Source organism: Paenibacillus sp. FSL R5-0378 (assembly GCF_038009285.1).
In the GTDB taxonomy this organism is placed as follows: domain Bacteria; phylum Bacillota; class Bacilli; order Paenibacillales; family Paenibacillaceae; genus Paenibacillus_AQ; species Paenibacillus_AQ favisporus.
This window is the reverse complement of the sequence record NZ_JBBPAY010000001.1, coordinates 2,089,305-2,109,568: the sequence shown is the minus strand read 5'-3', so window position 1 is coordinate 2,109,568 and position 20,264 is coordinate 2,089,305. Positions and strand designations below refer to the sequence as shown.

Here is a 20,264-nt window from a genome sequence, read left to right as displayed (position 1 = left end):
GCTAATATGGACCCAGAACGTATCCGCATCATCATCGCGGATGACCAGCCCCTGATCCGGCACGGCATCGGGTTTATCATTAAGGCGCAGCAGGACATGGAATGGTGCGGGGAGGCGGGCGACGGCCGCGAAGCCGTAAACCTTGCGCTCCGAACGCGGCCGCTTATCGCCCTCATGGACGTGCAGATGCCCGGCATGAACGGGATCGAGGCGACACGGGAGCTCCGGCGGCAGTTGCCGGAGTGCAAAGTCATCATCCTCACCACCTTCGATCTCGAGGAATACGTGTACGAAGGCATCCGGGCCGGAGCCGTCGGCTATATGCTGAAGGATGCGGCGCCGGAGGAGCTGCTCCATTCCATCAGGGCGGCGAGCCGCGGCGAAGCCATCTACCGGACGGGAGCCGCAGCCCGGATGATTTCGGAGGCGCTGCGCCAGACGGAATCGTTCCAGGACCGGCAGGACATGCGGCTGTCCCTGCCGGACCCGCTGACCGACCGCGAGCTGGAAGTGCTGCAGGAAATGGCTTACGGCCTGAAAAACGAAGATATCGCCGCCAAGCTCCACATCAGCGAAAGCACAGTCAAAACCCACGTGCACCGCGTCCTGCAAAAAATCGGCGCCGAGGACCGCACCCAGGCCGTCGTGCTGGCCATACGCAATCAATGGGTGCAATAAATTGCCTTTACAAAAAAGCAGGCTTTGCCGGGAAATCCCGCAAAGCCTGCTTGTATTGGAATGGAACGTATTTTAGCCGCGATACCTTGTCTTTACTCTGCTTCCTCCAGAATCAGGACGCCGCGTCCCGGCACCTCGGCCGCTCCGTCTACGGTTACGCCGCTGAGAAGGTCCCGGCGTTTGACGTCCCCCGTGCGAACTGTCGCGCTCTCCGCGTTATGGTTCAGCACGAACAGGAACGAGCGTCCATCTTTCACGCGGCGGGCAACCTCTACGCCGGCCGGAAGCTCCGGCACCAGCGGCTGAACGCCTTTCTCGGCGCAGACGGCCCCGAGAAAACCTTCCATGAAGTCGCTGTCCGCGCTGGTCGCTACATAGTACGCTTTGCCTTCACCAAAGCGGTTCACCGTGAGCGCAGGCATGCCTTTGTAGAAGTCCGAGCCATACTCGGCCAGCACTTCCGCGCCTTCGGCATGGATGAGATCAAACAGCATCTCGCATTTATAGCTGCCCGTAAGCTTGCCGTACGGCTGCTTCATGACGATTTCATTGTACTGTCCGAGCGGCAGTGCGTCGATTTCCTCCGCCCAGATGCCGAGCAGCTTGCGGAGCTCGCCCGGATATCCGCCGAGGGTCACGAGATCGGTCTCGTTCACGATGCCGCTGAAGAACGTCGTAATAAACGTGCCGCCGGCAGCGGTGAACGCCTCCGACTTCTCGGCAAAGCCCGGCTTGACCATATACATAACCGGCGCGATCACGATGTCGTACTTGCTGAAGTCGGCTTGGGCGCTGATCATGTCCGCCTCGATGCCCTGCTTGAAGAGGGCGTCGTAAAACTTATGCACCTCGCGCACATAATTCAGCTCAACGGTCGGTCCGCTCGAGAGCTCCATGGCCCACCGGTTTTCCCAGTCGTACACGATGCCAACCTTAGCTTCCGTCACCGCATCCAGCAGCGTGTCCCCAAGACGGCCCAGCTCCTCCCCGAGCTGCGCCACCTCACGGAATACCCGCGTATTCTCATGTCCGACGTGCTCAATGACGGCGCCGTGGAACTTCTCGCAGGCGCCCTTGGAGCGCCGCATTTGGAAGAACATCACCGTATCCGCCCCGCGGGCAACGGCCTGATAGCTCCACAGGCGCATCACGCCGGGACGCTTGAGCGAGTTGTACGCCTGCCAGTTCTGCTGGCTCGGCGTCTGCTCCATCAGCATGAACGGCGCCCCGTGCTTCAGGCCGCGCATCAAGTCATGCGTCATGGCGGTTTCACTGACCGGCGTCGTCAGAGACGGATAGTTATCCCACGAGACGATATCCATATGCTTCGCCCAGTCGAAGTAGTTGAGCAGCGGGAACGTCCCCATCAGGTTGGTCGTGATCGGCACGTCCTTCGAATGCTCGCGGATCGCTTCCGCCTCAATGTTGTAGCATTCCAGCAAACTATCGGACATAAACCGGCGATAATCCAGGGAAATGCCCTGGAACGCGCTGACGTTGCCTTCGCCCTCCTCACTCAGTCCGTCCGGAAGCACGATTTCGTCCCAGTCGTAGAAAGTGTGGCCCCAGAAGCGGGTATTCCATGCTTCGTTGACGGCATCCAGGGTGCCGTAACGCTTTTGCAGCCAAACGCGGAATTCGGCGGCACAGTTGTCGCAGTAACAGAAACCGCCGTATTCATTGGATACGTGCCAAAGCAGCAGCGCCGGATGATCCTTGTAGCGCTCGGCGAGCTTGCCCGCCATCAAGCGGGAGTATTTGCGGTAAGTCGGGCTGTTCGGGCAGGAGTTATGTCTTCCGCCAAACTTTCTTTTCCGTCCGTAAAAATCGACACGGGTCACATCCGGATGCCGCTTGGCCATCCAGGCCGGATGCGCCCCGGTGCTCGTCGCCAGTACGACGCCAACGCCGTCCTTGTGCAGACGGTCCATCGTTTCGTCGAGCCACCCGAAATCGTATGTGTCCTCGTCAGGCTGGTTCAGCGCCCAGGAAAAGACGTTGATCGTCGCCACGTCGATCCCGGCCAGCTTGAACATCCGCTGGTCCTCTTTCCATTCTTCCGGTCCCCACTGTTCAGGGTTATAATCTCCGCCGTACCAAATTTTAGGCAGTTTATCGTTAATCACGTACCCACTTCCTTTCTCTTGTTGAATCGCCGATAGCCCGTAATCTTGGCCCGTGACGTGACTTAGCCTGTAACAAATAAAATGTCTTCTCAGGCTTCTTGTACCGTAAAAGGTTTCCCACGGTTTTTTCGGCATTCTTCTGTTTTCTTCGGCTATCTTCGGCTATCTTCGGCTTCCTTGGGCTTTCATTTCAGCCTCAGCTTCAACTCACCGATACCTTTTCCTTGTCCCGTGGTGTAATTCGGTACATTTCGCCTGCTGTCGTAATAAATCCATCAGCCGGTAGCTCCTGCCCATCTGGTCCCTGCACCCGGTACAGGGAATGGTCCGCGATCCGGCAGGTCCCACCGTGCGTGGAGGTTATTCCCGCTTCCTTGATCGTTCCGGCGCTCCACTTCATGTCCACCACAAAGCCGCCTCGCGCCCGCAGACCTTTGGTTTCCCCTTCGTTCCAGGCTTCCGGCAGAGCCGGCAGCATCAGGATCTCGCCATGGTGGCTTTGCAGCAGCGCTTCCGCAACGCCGGCCGCATAACCGAAATTGCCGTCAATCTGAAAAGGCGGGTGGTTGCCGAACAGGTTCGGCAGGCTGGAGTCGCTGAGAATCCGCCGGATGGAGCGGTACACGTTTGCCGGCTCCTTAAGCCGCGCGTACAGGTTAAAGATCCAGGCCGCACTCCAGCCCGTGTGCCCGCTTCCCGCCTCAATCCGCTTCTTCAGCGACAAGGAGGCGGCTTGCATCAGCTCCGGCGTATTCTCGTTTACGGCGTCTCCCGGGTACACTCCGTACAGATGGGATACATGCCGATGCCCCGGCTCATTCTCGCCGAAATCGCGCTCCCATTCCCGCATCCGCCCGTCCGGACTCATGCCGGGATGTGCCAGCCGCTCCCGTTTCGAAGACAGCTCCTGCCGGAAATCCTCATCAATCCCAAGCACTTCAGCTGCATTGATGCAGTGTCCGAACAGCTCGTCAATGAGCGCCATGTCCATCGCCGATCCGGCAGCCGTACTGCAAGGCTCTCCCGATTCGGTCAGGAAGACGTTCTCCGGTGAAGTCGAGAGACCCGTCGTCCATCGTCCGTCTGGAAGCTGGACAAGCCAGTCCAGGCAGAACAAGGCGGCTCCTTTCATCAGCGGATACGCCACCTCCTGCAGGTAGGCCGCATCCGGCCGGAACGCATACCGTTCCCACAGATGTCTGGACAGCCACACGCCGCCCATCGGCCAGAACGCCCACATGGCCCGCCCATCCGAAGGCGTCGACATCCGCCACAAATCGGTGTTGTGATGAGCCGTCCAGCCTCTTGCACCGTAATGGATCGCCGCGGTCCGGCTGCCGGTGACGCTCAGTTCCCGGATCAGGTCGAAGAGCGGCTCATGGCATTCTCCCAGACCGCATACCTCGGCCGGCCAATAGTTCATTTCGGCATTAATGTTCGTCGTATAATTGCTGTTCCAAGGCGGCTGCTTGTGCGGATTCCAAATACCCTGCAGGTTCAGCGCCTGCGTACCCGGACGCGAACCGGCAATCATTAAATAGCGTCCATAATGGAACAGCAGCGTTTCGAGGGCCAGATCGACTCCTCCTTGGCGATACAGCTGCAGGCGCTCGTCCGTCGGCATTTCCGCTTCAGCCTGCGGCCGCTGTGGGCTCAGCCCCACCTGCAGGTCCACCCGGTCAAACAGCGCGCGGTAATCATCCAAATGCCGCTGTTTCAGATGCAGGTAATCACTGTCCGCCGCGTCGGCATGTTCCCGGCACAAGCGTACCGGATCGATGCCGGATGCGCCCGGCATGACGTCAAAGCCTGCGAAATCGGTCGCCGCAGCCATCACAAAGGTGACCGTGCTCGCTTTTTCGATCCGCAGCCGCCCTTCTTCCGTCTGCACCTCTCCGTCGGTCCACACCGTCAGTACAGCCGCAAACCGGAGTCCCAGTCCTTCTTCATAGAGAACAGACTGAGGATGATCCCCCAAGTAATTGTCCGCGACATGCGACGGCGCTTGCCCTGTCAGGATCAAAGACGCCGGCTCCGCGCTCACATTGCTAAGATGCGGAGAGGTGAGCCATGCCGTCAACGCCGGCAGCTCAGCCTTCCCAGCCGAACCCCCGCCCTCTGCGGGTTCCGCCCGGAAATGGACGACGATCACCTCATCCGGCCGGCTGGCAAAAGCTTCGCGAATGACGCGCACCCCGCCGGTTTGAAAAGAAACCGACGCGACCGCATGCTCCAAATCCAGCTCACGCTCGTAATCGGTAATCTGATCCATGCGGCCAAAAGCAAAATGCAAATCGCCGAGCGGCTGGTAGGATTCCGTGCGTCGTCCCAGCATCCCGGCTTCGATCAGTGCCTCCGCTTCGGCATACCGACCCTCGGCGACCAATGCCTTGGCCGGCTCCAAATGCCGCAGGGCGTTATAATTAACCGTGTCCCGGGGAAATCCAGACCACAGCGTGTCCTCGTTCAATTGAATTTTCTCTTCTTCCGCCCCGCCGAACACCATGCCTCCCAGCCGTCCGTTTCCGATCGGCAGCGCTTCCTCCCACACGGAGGCCGGCTTGCGGTACCACAGCCTTTTATTGACGGCGCGTTTGCTGCTTTGCTCCACGCTTATCTCTCCCTTTATCCGCGATGAACGGTTGCTTCGAGCACCTTGCCGGACCGGCGGCCGAAGCGTGTGCTTTTATGTCAGGCTGCTTAAGAAAAACGTCTATCGACGTACCTTCAAAGAAGACAGACCGCTTCTAGAGGAGGTTTTTCTTGCGAGATCAGGAAGCAGAAGCTCCGAAACTTATACGTTCTGATCTCTGAAGAAAAACGTCTATCGACTTACCTTCAAAGAAGACAGACCGCTTCTAGAAGGGGTTTTTCTTGCGAGATCAGAAAGCAGAAGCTCCGAAACTTATACGTTCTGATCTCTGAAGAAAAACGTCTATCGACGTACCTTCAAAGGAGACAGACCGCTTCTAGAGGAGGTTTTTCTTGCGAGATCAGGAAGCAATGGCTCTGGAGTCTATACTTTCTGATCTCTTAAGAAATTACGGGAAGCCTGATGTATTGGATCAGACTTCCCGCCCTGTTTGCTTTTCAGCATTTTAAATGAATGATCTTCAAAACGTTATGGCAGCACACGCCAAGCCGAACAGAGCCTTAAGTTCCGCAGTCTCGGGTATTCCCCGCTATTTTTACCGCCAAATAGGCAAGGTACGAATGATCTAACCTTATTCTAAAGTTCTGAAAGCGATTGCAGTACCCCGAAAATTCGATAAAAAATCATGTCTAAATTAGACATTAAGCAGGGCTTTCCGCATCTCATCCGCGCAAGGGAGGCACCGGCTTCCTAGTTCCGGTAAGGAACCAGCTTGCGGTTCAACTCGCGGGTTTGGCTGTATACTTCCTGATACAGGCTGAACAAGCCGCTGTACAATTCGGCCCGCTCCGCATTCGGCGCGTACGTTTTGGCCGGGCGGATGAACGCTTTCGCACAATCCGTCAGCGACGGGAACCAGCCGCAGCCGTATGCAGCGAGCATCGCCGCTCCCATAGCCGGGCCCTGCTCGCTTTCGAGCTTGATGATCGTCGCGTTAAAAATATCGGCCTGCATCTGCAGCCACGTTTCGTTCCGTGCACCGCCCCCAATGGCCACGACCTCATGGATCTCTTTGCCGGATTCGCGTACGATGTCGATCGATTCCCGAAGCGAGAACGTAATGCCTTCAAGCACTGCTCTGGCAAAATGGGAAAGCGTGTGGCCGGAGTCCATGCCGATAAAGCTTCCACGGATATCCGCGTCCGGATGCGGGGTTCGTTCCCCGGAAATGTACGGTGTGAAGAGCAAGCCGCTGCTGCCCGCAGGGATGGACCCGATGCCTTCAAGCAGCTCGTCGAAGCTTTTTTCCTTGGCGAACGTTTCCTTAAACCAGGTCAGGCTGTGACCGGCCGCAAGCGTAACGCCCATAACATAGTACGCGTCCTTTTCGCTGTGATTAAAGAAATGCAGCTTGCCGTCGACCTCCAGTTCCTTACGGCTTTCAAAAGAGAGGACGACGCCTGATGTGCCGATACTGCACATCGTTTGCCCTTCCTGCAAAATGCCCGCTCCGATGGCGCCGCAAGCATTGTCCGCTCCGCCCGCGAAGACCTTGGTCGACGGCAGCAGGCCAGACGCCTCGGCGATGTCAGGCAGCAGCGTGCCCGTTTGATCGAAGGATTCCACGAGCGGAGGACAAAGCGACAGCGGCAGATCAAATGCTGCGGCAATGTCCTGGCTCCACGTTTTGCCCGAGACATCCAGCAGCAGCGTGCCCGCAGCGTCGGAGTAATCCATCGCGTATTCGCCGGAGAGCCGGTATCTCACGTAATCCTTCGGCAGCAGGAATAAGCTGGCTTGGGATAGAATGTCCGGTTCGTTCTCCTGAACCCACAAAATTTTAGGCAGCGTAAAGCCTTCCAAAGCACGGTTTTTGGCAATACTGAGCAGCTTCGATTCCAGCGTGTTCTCGATCTTCCGGCACTGTGCCGTCGTACGCGTGTCGTTCCACAGAATGGCCGGACGCAGCACCTTGCCTTCCGCATCAACCAGCACGAGGCCGTGCATTTGGCCGGAGAAGCTAAGGCCCTCCACTTCCTGCGGGTCGGCACTCGACTTTTCCATCAGTCTGCGGAGACTGACCAGCGTCTTGTCCACCCAGTCTTCCGGATTCTGCTCGCTCCAGCCCGGCTCAGGTCTGCTCAGCGGGTAAGCTTCAGAGTGCTCGTGCACGACTTCTCCCTGGGGATTCACCAGTACCGTCTTGACGGCGCTTGTTCCCAAATCAACACCAATAACGTATTTCATACTTTTTCCTCCTGTATGGATCGAATGGACATCAACGACGAACCAAGGATGTTCCGCATGGAAATCCGGTTCAAAAAAAGGCTGCCCGAAGAAGCTTTCTTCAGGCAACCTTCGTTGCATTTCAAAGAGATTTCAAGATCGGTTTTGAACAGCTATGCCTGATGCTTGCTTCTACTCAGCCAGGATGTACTGGTTCAACTGAGCTTTCAGCAGCTCTTGGCGGCTGGACTCGTTGCGGCGCGGATTTTCATTGTTCAGCGCATACTCGGCCAGGGAAGCCAAGGTGGCTTTGCCAGATACAACGTCTGCGCCGATGCCTTCCTTGAAGCTGGCGTAGCGCTTGTCGATGAAGTCGTCGAACACGCGATCTTCGATCAGCTTAGCGGCTACCTTCAAGCCTTTTGCGTAAGTATCCATACCTGCGATATGCGCCAGGAACAGATCTTCCGGCTCAAACGACTGACGGCGTACTTTGGCGTCGAAGTTAATGCCGCCTTTGCCAAGACCGTCGTTCTTCAGCACTTCATACAGCGTAAGCGTGGAATCGTAAATGTTCAGCGGGAACTCGTCGGTATCCCAGCCGAGCAGCATGTCGCCTTGGTTGGCGTCCAGGGATCCGAGCATACCGTTGATACGGGCTACACGAAGCTCGTGCTCGAACGTGTGTCCGGCCAGCGTTGCATGGTTGGCTTCCAGGTTCAGCTTGAAGTGCTTGTCGAGATCGTATTTTTGCAGGAACGAAATCGTCGTCGCCGCATCAAAGTCGTACTGATGCTTTGTCGGCTCCTTCGGTTTTGGTTCGATCAGGAACTGAGCGTCAAAGCCGATTTCCTTCGCATAATCCACAGCCATGTGGAACAGGCGGGCCATGTTGTCCATTTCAAGCTTGAGGTCCGTATTCAGCAGGGTTTCATACCCTTCGCGTCCGCCCCAGAATACGTAGTTTTCCGCACCGAGCTGTTTGCCGACTTCGAGGCCTTTTTTGACTTGGGCTGCAGCATGGGCATACACGTCCGCGTTGCAAGTAGAACCGGCACCGTGCATGTAGCGTGGATTTGTGAACATGTTGGCTGTGTTCCATAGCAGCTTCTTGCCGGAGGTCTTCATACCTTGGCCGATCAGGTCGACGATCGTGTCGATGTTGCTGTAGAACTCACGCAGGCTGCTTCCTTCCGGTGCGATGTCGATATCATGGAAGCAGAAGAACTGCAGATTCATTTTGTCCAAAAATTCAAAAGCGGCTTCCACACGGGCTTTGGCCTTGTCCATGCCGTCGTATTTGTCCCAGCTGCGGACAGCGGTCTCTACGCCGAACGGATCGGAACCACCGGCAGTCAGCGTATGCCAGTAAGCCATCGCAAAGCGAAGATGCTCTTCCATCGTTTTGCCTGCTACCACTTCTTGCGGGTTATAAAATTTGAACGCGTACGGATTGGTCGAACGGCTTCCTTCATAAGCGATCTTCCCAACGTTCTCAAAGTATGCCATGTATAATCCTCCTCAAAATTTGCTTGTCGCAAACGTTTACAGGAATATAGTAACACATCAGACCGACTTTGTATATTGGTTAAACAAAGTTTTTTTTAAAGTTGATTTCGGGTTGCTTTTTGCCGCGGATGGCTCTAGACTAATTGATTATGTGCTAATGGGATAACTTGAAGGATGTGCGATATACATGAAAGTCACCGGCGACCAGGCTCTGGTCAAAAAAATAAACCGCTCGCTTGTGCTTCACACGATCCGCAAGCATTCCTCCACCCTCTCCAGAGCCCGGGTATCGGAAATGACCGGTCTGAACAAGGCGACCGTCTCCAATTTGGTAGCCGAGCTGTGCGAACAGCAGCTGGTCACCGAGGTCGGGCCGGGCAAGTCCAGCGGTGGGCGTAAGCCGCTGCTGCTGCATTTTAACGCGATGGCCGGCACCGTCATCGGCATTGAGCTGCGGGTGAAGCAGCTGACGGCCGTGCTGTGCGACCTGGGAGGCAACGTACTGGAGGAGCGCGATCATACGCTTGCGCGTCACGATTTGTCTTATGTGCTTGAAGCAATGAAGAAGGTGATCTCGAGTCTTATGGAAGCGGCTCCGGACACGCCATACGGCACCGTCGGGATCGGGGTCGGCGTGCCCGGCATGGTGGATGAGAATGGGATCGTTTTATTTGCTCCCAACCTCGGCTGGGAAATGGTTCATTTGCGTCAGCTGCTGGAGGAAGCCTTTTCGGTGCCCGTCACCATTGATAACGAAGCTAACGCCGGGGCGCAGGGCGAGCTGAATTTCGGCGCGGCAAAGGATGTGCGCCACCTGCTCTATATCAGTGCTGGCTCGGGTATCGGTTCGGGTATTATCATCGGCGGGGAGCTGTACAAGGGTGCACGGGGGTACGCAGGGGAGACCGGCCATATGTGCATCGAAGCCGACGGAAGGCCTTGCACCTGCGGAAGCCGGGGCTGCTGGGAGCTCTACGCCTCGGAGAAAACGTACGATACGGCCGGCACTGCCTTGCCAGCCCACAATACGCCTGAGCTGGTGCGCCTGGCTTCCGAGGGAAACGAGGCTGCCCGGGAACAATTCGCCCAGATGGGCAAATATTTGGGCATCGGCGTAACCAACCTCATCAACAGCTTCAATCCCGAGCTCATCGTGATCGGCGGGGCGCTGTCCGAAGCCCGGGATTGGCTGGCCGGGCCGATGCAGGCGGTCGTCGCGGAGCGGACGCTGCCTTATCATAAGCAGCAGCTCGAGATCACCTTCTCCCGGCTTGGCAGCCGGGGAACGATGATCGGCGCAGGCTTCGCCGCCGTCATGCATTTTCTTGGCCACGCGCGCGTCACGCTGTAATCGAGGGGTATACAAAAGGCCGGAGATCCATGGATCTCCGGCCTTTTTCATCTATGGTGCGGGGTCATCGCCCGCACGGACGGTAATCGACATCCCGATCCAACAGCGAGCCTTTGGCTCGCCCTAGAAGTTGTCGCGCGTCCTGTAAAAGCATATAAAAAGCTAATTTTACAATAACCAGATTATTCAAAAGCTAGTAAGATAGTGTCATATGGAGGTGGAGATGTTGAACGACAAAAACATTAAACTCAGGATTGGCTGGATTATTCCAAACGTTTTTATGTATCTTCTTTTTATAGGTGTTGGAACCTTTGTACTTATTAATGCAGATGGTTTAAGAGAGATCAATCGACTTGGCATTTGGGTATTCATGCTGCTTCTTATACTATTTGCGGCCTTGTTTGGTTCATATCGAATTTGGACTTGGATAAAGCAGGGAAAAATATAGCATAAAGAAAGGGAGCCTGCACGGACGGTACTCAACATCCTGATCCAATAGCGAGCCTCCGGCTCGCCACTAAGGTAGATGTTGACGCGCGTCCTGATTAGTCCCTCCATAGATGCCTGCACGGACGGTCGCACCCACGCGCGTGGGTTCTCTCCCACACAACCACTCCAAAATAAAAAAACGCCATCGGCGTTGTTTGTTTTAATCAATATGGAGCGGGTGATGGGAATACTCAACATCCCGATCTAACAGCGAGCCATCCACCTCGCCACTAAGGTAGATGTTGACGCGCGTCCTGATCAGTCTCTTCATAGATGCCTGCACGGACGGTCGCACCCACGCGCGTGGGTTCTCTCCTACACAACCACTCCAAAATAAAAAAACGCCATCGGCGTTGTTTGTTTTAATCAATATGGAGCGGGTGATGGGAATCGAACCCACGCTATCAGCTTGGAAGGCTGAAGTTCTACCATTGAACTACACCCGCATATCACCTGTAAAAGCAAAGCCGCCAAGGCGAATCTCGTACTTTCTCAGGGTGAATGTCTAGTATCGGGATGACACGATTCGAACATGCGACCCCCTGGTCCCAAACCAGGTGCTCTACCAAGCTGAGCTACATCCCGTTGCATTCAAGATATATCATCTTGTGAAGACAAGAAATAATATACCACGGATGCCGCGGGATTGCAATACTTTTTTAATTCAGCAGAAAGGCCCGTTCGAAATCCTCAGGCGAAATCGGCTTGCTGAAATAGTAGCCTTGTCCCTCGTGGCAGCGCTGCTCTTTCAAGAAATGGAGCTGCTCCTCATTCTCTACGCCTTCGGCCGTTACCTTGAGCTGCAGATGATGCGCCATCGATGCAATCGTGGAGACGATCGCCGCATCGTTATGGTCGCTCATCACTTCGTGGACGAAGGAACGGTCGATTTTCAGCCGGTCGATCGGCATGTTTTTCAAGTAATGCAGCGAGCTGTACCCCGTCCCGAAGTCATCGATACTGATGAAGACGCCGAGCTGCTTCAAGCGCCGAAGCTGGTCAAAGGCCGTCTCCTTGTCAAACGTCATGCTTTCCGTAATTTCCAGCTCGACATACTTCGGATCCAAGCCGATTTCCTCCAGGATGGACCCGATGCGTTCAGCCAGCTGGGGCTGGAGAAACTGGCGCATGGATAGATTAATCGATACGCAGATCGGCTTATACCCCGCCTGCTGCCATTTTTTATTCTGCATGCACGCCGTACGGAGAACCCATTCGCCAAGAGGAACAATCAGACCGCTTTCCTCTGCCAGCGGAATGAATTCGGCCGGCGAAACGAATCCCCGTTTCGGATGCCGCCAGCGCAGCAGCGCCTCCATGCCAACGATCTCGCTGCTCTCCAAATGAACGAGCGGCTGGTACTCCAAATAAAACTCTTCCCGCTCGATCGCTTTACGCAGGTCGTTCTCCAAGCGGAGCCGCTCCTTCGCCTTCATCTGCATGGATGGGACAAAGTGACGGACGTCGACCCCATAGTCTTTGGCATGATGAACGGCGGTGTCCGCATGCTGAATCAGCTCTTCGGCCGTGTCTCCATCCTGCGGAAAGACCGCCATCCCTGCGCAGAGCGTGATATGATAATCGTTTTCCTCGATGACGACGGGCTTTTCAAAGAGCTTCAGCAAATAGCGGATTCGCTCCATCCCCTCTTCCACGCCGGCAAGCGCAGGCAGAATGATGGCGAACTCATCAGCGCCCATACTGAACACTTCCTCCCTGGACCGGGTATTCCGTTTGAGGCGGTCGCCGACAAGCTGCAGAATCCGGTCCCCCGCCTGATGCCCAAGGGAGTCATTGATATTTTTGAAGCGGTTGACGTTAAAAACGACGACCCCTGTCATTTCATGTCCCGCATTTTTGATCTTACTGGAAATGCGCTGAGTCAACCGGCGTTTGTTCGGAAGTCCCGTCAGGTCATCATGGAACGCCAGATAGTTCATCCGCGCCTCCACCCGCTGTTGTTCCCGGAATGGATCCTCGATCGTCAGGCGGTAAACCCCTTTGAGCATCAGATAGTAAGCCACACCTCCGGAAAGGGTGCCAAGCAGGTAATCCCACTGGTACGTATGATTCGCCGTCATCATCAGCCCCTGTCCGAGAGCGGAGTAAATCAGCGCCCGGATAATAATAAGCAGCGATGGGGCCCGGTCCTTTCTGCCCCGGTACATGATCGATCCGATGCCAATCAGGCATACCGCAATGATCACCAGGTCTAAATATTTCTTCAGCCAATTGATGCTGCCATAGTTCATCAGCAAAGGAAGTTTCTGATGCCACAGGAAGAAGGCAAGCACACCAAATACGATCACGGCCGACGTGATCATAAATGCGAAGCGTTTATGGGTAATCGACACCATCGTGTCTTTCAGATTATAAATCGACAGAAGCCCGAGGGCGCACGCCCCCTTGGAGATGATAAGCAGCCACATGGCATCGTCCTGGTTTAATGCAAAGCCGAATAGAGGAATTCCGAGCAAGCTGACCGTCTGCAAAAAGTCAAACACAGCCAGAGACAAAAACAGCGCAGCCGTATACAGCCTATGCCGCGACAGTTTGTGCGAAAATAACAGCCATCCCTGGGCGAACACGGCAAAGCTGACAGCTACGCTGCTCCAGCCGGCGAGGACATAAACCGTCTTGAACCAGCCGGCGCCATCATTACTGTATAAAAATGCAGTTTGAACGACCTGAACCGCAACAAAAAACAAGATTCCCACCAAGGCCGTCCTGATTGTTCGTCTTTTCTCTACTCTGGTATGCATGCAGTCCTCTGACCCCCGGGCTTTTTCTGAAATATTTATATATGAATTTCATGCTAAATAATTCCACGTTTATGCCGACATTCCTGCTAACATTAGACAATAATTTTGCATTGGGGCCATCGTTCGACATGAGTCGTTTTGCAAAAAAATGAATCCTCATCCTCCTTCATCCGTATTGTAGATTATAATACCTAAGGGGTGTGGCATTGTATGATCATTACAACAACCGAAAATGTAGCCAATCATGAAATTATCGAGGTACTCGGCACCACGTTTGGAGTCGTCGTTAGAGCCAGAGGCATCGGCGGGGACATTATGGCTTCCCTCAAGGGCCTTGTCGGCGGCGAGGTGAAGCAGTACACCCAGATGATTGAGGATGCGCGGCGGCAGGCGGTGGACCGGATGGTGCAGAACGCGCATGCCATGGGCGGTGACGCCATCGTGATGATGCGCTTTGACAGCGGGGATATCGGCAATAACATGAGCGAAATTGTTGCCTACGGCACGGTCGTTAGAACCCGTCCTGCTAGCTGATGGGAGGTATGGTCATTATTCTGCTCATATACGCCTTGGAGCTGGTCGCTTTTCTGCTGCTGTTATGGGTAAGCTGGCGCTTCTTCGACAAGAGATACCGCCGCAGGGACGATAGCGGGGGCAGCAGGGACATCATGAACGGATCGTTTACGCCGACTTCGGAAGTATTTATTGACCCGAAAGACGGTCATAAATACCAGGTCTATTATAATCACCGTACCGGTGAACGCGAATATATCAGACTCGATTGAAGCCAAAAAAGGGCTGCCCGTACTTGCGACGGGCAGCCCTTTTTCTAATGAACCAAATGAAGCGGTTTATTTGTGTTTCGGATCAAAGTTGACTTCCGGAGTCGTCAGCTTGTCGTAGAAATCCACGTACTTGTCCTTATCCTCCGATGCCCTAAGCGCCATGGCGGAACGTGGATGCTCCCCCAGCGTTCCCGTAACCATGTAAGGAATCAGGTAGCCCCATTCCTCCTTCTCACGAAGCGGAATCATCAGGCGTTCGATCAAATCCAGCACCGGACGAAGGTTGTAATGGGTATTTTTCAGATGAGTGACGAGCAGCTCGGTCGGGCAGTTGCCAGCCGCGCGGCCCATTCCGTATACAGACGCATCCAGCAGCTCCACGCCCAGCTCCGCAGCGGTCAGCGTGTTGGAGAAGGCCAGCTGCATATTGTTATGCGTATGAACGCCAAGGCGCTTGTTCGGCAGGTGCTTCTTGAACTTCTCGACCAAATACTCCATGTCCTTGTGGTCAAGGCTTCCATAGGAGTCGACGATATAGACGACATCGACCACGCTCTCCCGGATCATTTCGAAGGCTTCCAGCAGCTCGTTCTCCATGACGTTGGACAAAGCCATAATATTCAGTGTCGTTTCGTAACCGCGTTCATGGAACGTCTGCACCAGCTCCAGCGCTTTATCCACGTCCTTGATGTAGCAAGCAACACGGATCAAATCCAGCATGCTCTCTTCGCGCGGCAAAATATCATTCTCATCGACACGGCCGATATCCACGAGGGCGGACAGCTTGGTTTTGCCCTTCTGGGGGATCACTTCACGCAGGAAGGAATCGTCCAAAAAGCGCCAAGGTCCGGCAGAATCGGCGCCCTTCAGCAGTTTGGGTGAATTTTTGTAGCCGATTTCCATATAGTCAACACCGGCCTCATTCAGTCCGGCGTATAAAGTTTGTACAAATTCGACGCTGAAGTCCCAGTTATTAACCAGTCCCCCATCGCGAATCGTGCAATCGACAATTTTACAAGGGTTTGTTTTCATCCAACAAGCTTCTCCTTCCGGCATAAAATTTATTCCTTCATCATACTTGAAGGTGACCAGAAAAGTAAAGGTTAATTGTCCGGACGGTTATGACCGCGAAATGACGGCATACGAAATAAAGCGGCTATCCGCTCAGGATTCCGCTTTACGTTCATGGTCTTATGAGGATGCCGCTTGCGACAAAATCCACTCCAGCAGGGTCCGGACCATCACTCCGGTGCCTCCCTTCGGATTCACACCCCGCTCTTTTTGGGCGTAGGCCGTTCCGGCGATATCGAGATGAACCCACGGCAGCCCTTCGGCAAAGGTGCCGATAAACAGGCCTGCCGTAATCGCAGCCCCCCTGCCTCCGGTGCTGTTGCGAATGTCCGCCACGTCGCTTTTGAGCATATCCCAAAATTCCTTGTAAGCAGGAAGCGGCCATACTTTTTCACCGGATCTTTTCGAAGCGAGGATCAGCTCCTGGAGAAAAGTGTCATCATTCGTTACCGCTCCAGTCGCCACATCCCCTAAAGCCGTCACGACGGCGCCTGTGAGCGTCGCCACATCGATGAGACGGACCGCTCCGAGCTGTCTGGCATAAGTCATGCCATCGGCGAGCACCACTCTGCCTTCCGCATCGGTGTTCAGCACCTCGATCGTCCGCCCGCTGAACGACCGGATCAAGTCCCCCGGCTTAAAGGCACCGCCTCCAGGCATGTTCTCGGCACTCGGAATGACAGCCACAACGTTCACCTTCGGCTTCAGCGTTCCAAGTGCGTTCATGACACCCAGCACCGCAGCGGCTCCGGCCATATCGCTGATCATCTCTTCCATACCGAGCCGCTTCTTCAGAGAGATGCCCCCGGTATCGAACGTAATGCCTTTGCCGACAAGCCCTATAACGTCATCCCAGCTGTCCCTTCCTTGATACTTCATCACGATCATCCGCGGAGGTTGAATGCTCCCCTGGCCAACCGAGAGCAATCCACCCATGCCGAGCGCCTTTTGCTCTTCGACATCCAGCGTGTGTGATTCCATGCCATGCTTCCGGGCAATCCGCTGCGCATGCTTCGCCAGATCTTCTGGAACCAGCATATTCCCAGGGAGATTCGTTAAATCCCGCGCCAAACAGGTAGCTTCGGCCGCCGCTTTCCCACGGACAATGCCTTGACGCCATTCTTCAGCTTCCCGGGGATCCGCGTTTCCTTTTCGAAAAAGCACCAGCTCTTTAATTCCATGGTACGTCGGATGGTTTCGTTTGTACTGCTTGATCCGGTATGCTCCCAGAATGAACCCTTCGGTTAGGGCCTGGGCCGCAGTTATCGTGTTCTGTTCCGCAGTAAATCGCATCATGGTGATCGGCACTTCCCATGCCAGGCTTTGGGCTTGGATTTTGAGCGCGGTTTTAGCCGCCTGGGCGGCAGCAAGCCTGAGTTCTTCGGAGGTCAGCGGACGTTCGCCGATCCCGACTAGAATAACGGCGCGATGGCCGCTTGAATCAGGCACTGGCAGTGCGTGGATTTGATTGAAGGCAGCACCGAACAGGCGGCTGTCCCTGAGCTGCTGCACAATGGGTGCAAGACTGGGAGAAAGTGCGTTATCCTCAAAGTCCTTTTGGGAAACCATAACAACAAGCGCATCCATACTGAGCTGAGCAGCTTCCGTATGATCCTTCCATGTGACCGTAATATCTTGTCCTTCGGAAAACGGATGTCCATTCATCGGCGTCATCTTCCTTTGTCTTCAAGTTTTCGGACGATAGTCATATATATTATTCCACCGTTGTCCAAAGCAACTCCAAAGACAAAATGTTCCTGCTGTGCCGAATCAGGACATTTCAACGATCGGAAGCGAGATCACAAACTCTGTTCCCTTCCCTACTTTGCTGTCCACAGAAATATATCCCCGGTGATTTTTGATGATCCGGTAACTGACGGACAGACCAAGGCCTGTCCCGCTTTCCTTGGTCGTAAAGAAGGGATCGAACAAATGGCTCAGCGTGATATGATCCATACCCTTTCCGTTATCCGAAATACATATATTCACGTTTTTCTGGTCCTTGCGCGTGCGGATTTCAATCCTCCCGGTATGCTCATGTCCCTGATCAGCAATCGCATCCATTGCGTTTTTAATGATGTTGAGAATGACCTGCTTAATCTGCTTTACATCGACGGAAATATGAAGGGGTGTAGACTCATCGAGCAAAACAACCTCGCAGCCATTCATCAGCGCTTCGCTCTCCGTAAGGAGAACAACTTCCTTTAGCAAAGACGAAACCGGGATGACGGTCGTTTGCGGTGCAGATGGCTTGGAAGAATTCAGAAATTCATAAATAATGTCGTTCGCCCGGTCGATCTCGGTCAATATAATGCGCGCATACTCGTCTTTTCCGAGCTTGGTCAAATGAGGTCTCAGCAGCTGAATGAATCCACGGATGGCCGTGAGCGGGTTGCGGATTTCGTGGGCGATCGATGCCGAAATTTTGCCGAGCATCGCCAGCTTGTCGTTTCGGTAGGCGGTTTGTTCGATCTGCTTGAAATCGGATACATCCTTGACACTAAATAAAAAATCACCGTCCATTTGATCGCCGTAGGTGACCGTAAGAAGCCACTGGCGTCCGGTTTCATCACTTAGCTCATGGTATCTTTTTCGGTGAAAAATGGTTTCACGGTAAATACGCAATATTTTCTTCTTCTTATACCGGCTTAACTGGGGATGACGCAAAATTTGAAGCAAGGTTAGGCCAGTCAACGACTTACGGGAAATTTCCAACAACCTCGCCATTTGCACATTGATAAATGTCAAAACGCCCTCACTGTCGAAAAGAATTACCCCACTGTCCAAGTGCTCCAAAATGTTCTCGTACTTGTTCTTCACAAGCTGCGTAGATTGAAACGCCTCCAGGGACTGCAATAACGTCTCTTGGATTTCGCTCACACGATGCCCCCCCTTTATAAGGAAATGACGGAATTGGCAAATCGTTAGCAGGCAGATATTCCATCTTTTGGCCAGTAATAAAGATTAGTTTAATCATAGACAAGCTCGCCGGAAAACTCAACAAGAGATACTGTCGAAAAAAGAAAAAATGGTCCCAGCCTGAAAATGATGGCCGTCAATCGGTGTTCTTTCTTAGCCGAAAGTCCCCGCTTATGCTGACGTTTCTCCTGTAAAAATAAGGATGTCGTCTCTTGCGAAAGCGAATCTTAAAACAAAAGCATCAGACACAAAAAATTTATTTTTGTACCTGATGCTATGTCATGACCGGGCGCTCAGCCGGGACGATTTCCGCCGATTCGACGGCAGGCCCGGGTATCCGATGAAATTTTATGATTTATGCTGAAGACGCAGCCGGCGCTGGCTCATGACCGCGAGTCTTTTCTTCAGCTCGCTCTGCCATTTCTCGTCTTGAATTTGCTTGGCGACCGTCAACAAATCAAGGGCCATGTCAATCTGGCTCTGAATGATGTCTTTCGGGTCTTCCTTCTCACAGTTGACCACATTTTCAAAAATGGTCTCTTCGTCCTCGATCACATAATCCTGAAAGTCAATTTCTGCCGCCCCGTCACCATGCGCATATTCGGCCAAAATTTCGTATTCATTCTCAACCTTGTAATGAACCTCAACCCGGTGGCACACGGGACAGAACAACAGGGGAACATTATGGACTTGAGTGCGATAATGTTTAAGTGTACCTTTCGTTCCAACCATACTTGCTCCGCAGCAATAACTCATTCCAGTTCACCCTCCTCTGGATTCCACCGTATTTCTTCATAATGTATTCGATTCCAAGCTCGACAATTCCTTTTTTTCAACCCTGACGGGACCCAAGTTTTATCATGTATGCCTGCTCTTTGGTTTTCTATATCGCCCTGTTCAAATCCTGCTAAAGAGATCACTTCATTCTATATTAATGCCAAAACAAGACGTTATGCCGCTCCTAGCCATATTTCAACTTCTCCGAGGCATGCTAAACCCAAAACCACAGTTGATGAAAAACCCCCTTGGCCTGCATCAAGCAAGGCAAAGGGGGCTTGTCCGAATATTTAAAAATTAGTTGGTTACCAGATTTTTGTCGCCTGGTTTCCAGTTCATTGCGCACAATCCGCCGGATTGCAGCGCTTGGAGGACGCGAAGGGTTTCTTCAACGCTGCGGCCGATATCGTTGTGGTTAACCACTTGATATTTCAGCTCGCCTTCAGGGTTGATGATGAACAGCCCGCGAAGAGCAACGCCTTCTTCTTCGATGTACACGCCGTAGTCTTTTGCAACGGATCTCGTGATGTCGGAAGCCAGCGGGAAGTTGATTTTTCCAAGACCGTTCGAGTCGCGCGGTGTGTTGATCCAAGCCTTGTGGCTGTGGATGGAGTCCGTGCTCACACCCAGAATTTCAGCGTCAAGCGCTTTGAACTGCTCGTAAGCATCGCTCAGCGCAGTGATTTCCGTAGGGCATACGAAAGTGAAATCGAGTGGATAGAAGAAAAATACGAGCCATTTACCGCGATAGTCAGTCAGGCTTGCTTTACTGAAATCCGTGCCGTCACCTGTTACAGTTTCCATCGTAAATTCAGGAGCCGGTTTACCTACTAAACGTTCTGCCATGTCAAAAATTCCTCCTTTAATATAAAGAACAACTGCTCTGTTCTAGATTAAGTATCGTATTGCATCCCAAGTGGAATCTACATTTCAAATGGTATCATTCGACGAAATCAAAGTCAAGATTATATAGGTTAT

The 20,264-nt window shown here is 53.7% G+C and carries 15 protein-coding genes and 2 tRNA genes; 5 read left to right on the top strand and 12 right to left on the bottom strand.

Features of this window, described 5'->3' with window-relative positions; translation table 11 throughout:
* Positions 1 to 6 precede the first annotated feature (6 nt).
* A complete protein-coding gene (locus MKY74_RS09990; protein WP_076170715.1) occupies positions 7 to 678 on the top strand; it encodes a response regulator in 672 nt (223 codons plus the stop codon).
* Between the two features lie 92 nt (positions 679 to 770).
* Here MKY74_RS09990 and MKY74_RS09985 read toward each other — a convergent pair whose 3' ends face one another.
* The 4 genes from MKY74_RS09985 to xylA all read right to left on the bottom strand — a co-directional run bounded on the left by MKY74_RS09985 (position 771) and on the right by xylA (position 9,132).
* Entirely contained in the window at positions 771 to 2,804 is a 2,034-nt protein-coding gene (locus MKY74_RS09985) for a beta-galactosidase (RefSeq protein WP_076170717.1), read from the bottom strand.
* A gap of 202 nt (positions 2,805 to 3,006) precedes the next feature.
* Positions 3,007 to 5,415: a glycoside hydrolase family 95 protein gene (locus MKY74_RS09980; RefSeq protein ID WP_076170720.1), complete on the bottom strand. Its 2,409-nt coding sequence runs from the start codon at positions 5,413 to 5,415 to the stop codon at positions 3,007 to 3,009.
* A gap of 732 nt (positions 5,416 to 6,147) precedes the next feature.
* Positions 6,148 to 7,644, bottom strand: coding sequence for a xylulokinase (gene xylB, locus MKY74_RS09975; RefSeq protein ID WP_076170722.1), 1,497 nt, complete (start codon positions 7,642 to 7,644; stop codon positions 6,148 to 6,150).
* Between the two features lie 171 nt (positions 7,645 to 7,815).
* Positions 7,816 to 9,132 carry a xylose isomerase gene (xylA, locus tag MKY74_RS09970; RefSeq protein WP_076170725.1) on the bottom strand — a complete coding sequence of 439 codons (1,317 nt, stop codon included), beginning with the start codon at positions 9,130 to 9,132 and terminating at the stop codon, positions 7,816 to 7,818.
* A gap of 187 nt (positions 9,133 to 9,319) precedes the next feature.
* Here xylA and MKY74_RS09965 point away from each other — a divergent pair, with 187 nt between their 5' ends.
* Both MKY74_RS09965 and MKY74_RS09960 read left to right on the top strand, forming a co-directional pair.
* On the top strand, positions 9,320 to 10,483 hold the full coding sequence (locus tag MKY74_RS09965; RefSeq protein WP_076170727.1) for an ROK family protein: 1,164 nt from the start codon (positions 9,320 to 9,322) through the stop codon (positions 10,481 to 10,483).
* Positions 10,484 to 10,706: 223 nt separating this feature from the next.
* On the top strand, positions 10,707 to 10,931 hold the full coding sequence (locus tag MKY74_RS09960; RefSeq protein ID WP_244169275.1) for a hypothetical protein: 225 nt from the start codon (positions 10,707 to 10,709) through the stop codon (positions 10,929 to 10,931).
* 413 nt (positions 10,932 to 11,344) lie between these two features.
* On the opposite strand, the gene MKY74_RS09955 is transcribed toward MKY74_RS09960, so the two are convergent.
* From MKY74_RS09955 to MKY74_RS09945, 3 genes are all read right to left on the bottom strand, one after another.
* A tRNA-Gly gene (locus MKY74_RS09955) sits at positions 11,345 to 11,418 on the bottom strand.
* Between the two features lie 65 nt (positions 11,419 to 11,483).
* Positions 11,484 to 11,557 (bottom strand) — tRNA-Pro (locus MKY74_RS09950).
* A gap of 74 nt (positions 11,558 to 11,631) precedes the next feature.
* On the bottom strand, positions 11,632 to 13,689 hold the full coding sequence (locus MKY74_RS09945) for a putative bifunctional diguanylate cyclase/phosphodiesterase (protein WP_244169347.1): 2,058 nt from the start codon (positions 13,687 to 13,689) through the stop codon (positions 11,632 to 11,634).
* Between the two features lie 255 nt (positions 13,690 to 13,944).
* On the opposite strand from MKY74_RS09945, the gene MKY74_RS09940 reads away from it, so the two are divergent.
* Positions 13,945 to 14,268, top strand: coding sequence for a YbjQ family protein (locus tag MKY74_RS09940; RefSeq protein WP_076173227.1), 324 nt, complete (start codon positions 13,945 to 13,947; stop codon positions 14,266 to 14,268).
* 8 nt (positions 14,269 to 14,276) lie between these two features.
* Complete coding sequence (locus MKY74_RS09935; protein WP_076173228.1) at positions 14,277 to 14,519, top strand: hypothetical protein; 243 nt, start codon at positions 14,277 to 14,279, stop codon at positions 14,517 to 14,519.
* A gap of 66 nt (positions 14,520 to 14,585) precedes the next feature.
* Here MKY74_RS09935 and MKY74_RS09930 read toward each other — a convergent pair whose 3' ends face one another.
* The 5 genes from MKY74_RS09930 to MKY74_RS09910 all read right to left on the bottom strand — a co-directional run bounded on the left by MKY74_RS09930 (position 14,586) and on the right by MKY74_RS09910 (position 20,132).
* A complete protein-coding gene (locus MKY74_RS09930) occupies positions 14,586 to 15,551 on the bottom strand; it encodes an aldolase catalytic domain-containing protein (RefSeq protein WP_076173229.1) in 966 nt (321 codons plus the stop codon).
* A gap of 159 nt (positions 15,552 to 15,710) precedes the next feature.
* Positions 15,711 to 17,255 carry a leucyl aminopeptidase gene (locus MKY74_RS09925; protein ID WP_084204028.1) on the bottom strand — a complete coding sequence of 515 codons (1,545 nt, stop codon included), beginning with the start codon at positions 17,253 to 17,255 and terminating at the stop codon, positions 15,711 to 15,713.
* A 105-nt stretch (positions 17,256 to 17,360) separates the two neighbouring features.
* The gene (locus tag MKY74_RS09920; protein WP_076173230.1) at positions 17,361 to 18,470 is read right to left on the bottom strand and encodes an ATP-binding protein; all 1,110 of its coding nucleotides are present in this window, start codon (positions 18,468 to 18,470) and stop codon (positions 17,361 to 17,363) included.
* 387 nt (positions 18,471 to 18,857) lie between these two features.
* Positions 18,858 to 19,265 (bottom strand): hypothetical protein, encoded by a 408-nt coding sequence (locus tag MKY74_RS09915; RefSeq protein ID WP_076173231.1) that lies wholly within the window; start codon positions 19,263 to 19,265, stop codon positions 18,858 to 18,860.
* 318 nt (positions 19,266 to 19,583) lie between these two features.
* On the bottom strand, positions 19,584 to 20,132 hold the full coding sequence (locus MKY74_RS09910) for a peroxiredoxin (protein WP_076173232.1): 549 nt from the start codon (positions 20,130 to 20,132) through the stop codon (positions 19,584 to 19,586).
* Positions 20,133 to 20,264 lie beyond the last annotated feature (132 nt).

What these genes read in the sequence shown, in the direction of transcription:
- MKY74_RS09935 (WP_076173228.1), top strand. Translation starts at nt 14,277, where the DNA reads ATGGTCATTATTCTGCTCATATACGCCTTGGAGCTGGTCGCTTTTCTG.
- MKY74_RS09915 (WP_076173231.1), bottom strand. Translation starts at nt 19,265, where the DNA reads ATGAGTTATTGCTGCGGAGCAAGTATGGTTGGAACGAAAGGTACACTT.
- xylA (WP_076170725.1), bottom strand. Translation starts at nt 9,132, where the DNA reads ATGGCATACTTTGAGAACGTTGGGAAGATCGCTTATGAAGGAAGCCGT.
- MKY74_RS09925 (WP_084204028.1), bottom strand. Translation starts at nt 17,255, where the DNA reads ATGAATGGACATCCGTTTTCCGAAGGACAAGATATTACGGTCACATGG.
- MKY74_RS09965 (WP_076170727.1), top strand. Translation starts at nt 9,320, where the DNA reads ATGAAAGTCACCGGCGACCAGGCTCTGGTCAAAAAAATAAACCGCTCG.
- MKY74_RS09960 (WP_244169275.1), top strand. Translation starts at nt 10,707, where the DNA reads ATGTTGAACGACAAAAACATTAAACTCAGGATTGGCTGGATTATTCCA.
- MKY74_RS09990 (WP_076170715.1), top strand. Translation starts at nt 7, where the DNA reads ATGGACCCAGAACGTATCCGCATCATCATCGCGGATGACCAGCCCCTG.
- xylB (WP_076170722.1), bottom strand. Translation starts at nt 7,644, where the DNA reads ATGAAATACGTTATTGGTGTTGATTTGGGAACAAGCGCCGTCAAGACG.
- MKY74_RS09940 (WP_076173227.1), top strand. Translation starts at nt 13,945, where the DNA reads ATGATCATTACAACAACCGAAAATGTAGCCAATCATGAAATTATCGAG.
- MKY74_RS09910 (WP_076173232.1), bottom strand. Translation starts at nt 20,132, where the DNA reads ATGGCAGAACGTTTAGTAGGTAAACCGGCTCCTGAATTTACGATGGAA.
- MKY74_RS09930 (WP_076173229.1), bottom strand. Translation starts at nt 15,551, where the DNA reads ATGAAAACAAACCCTTGTAAAATTGTCGATTGCACGATTCGCGATGGG.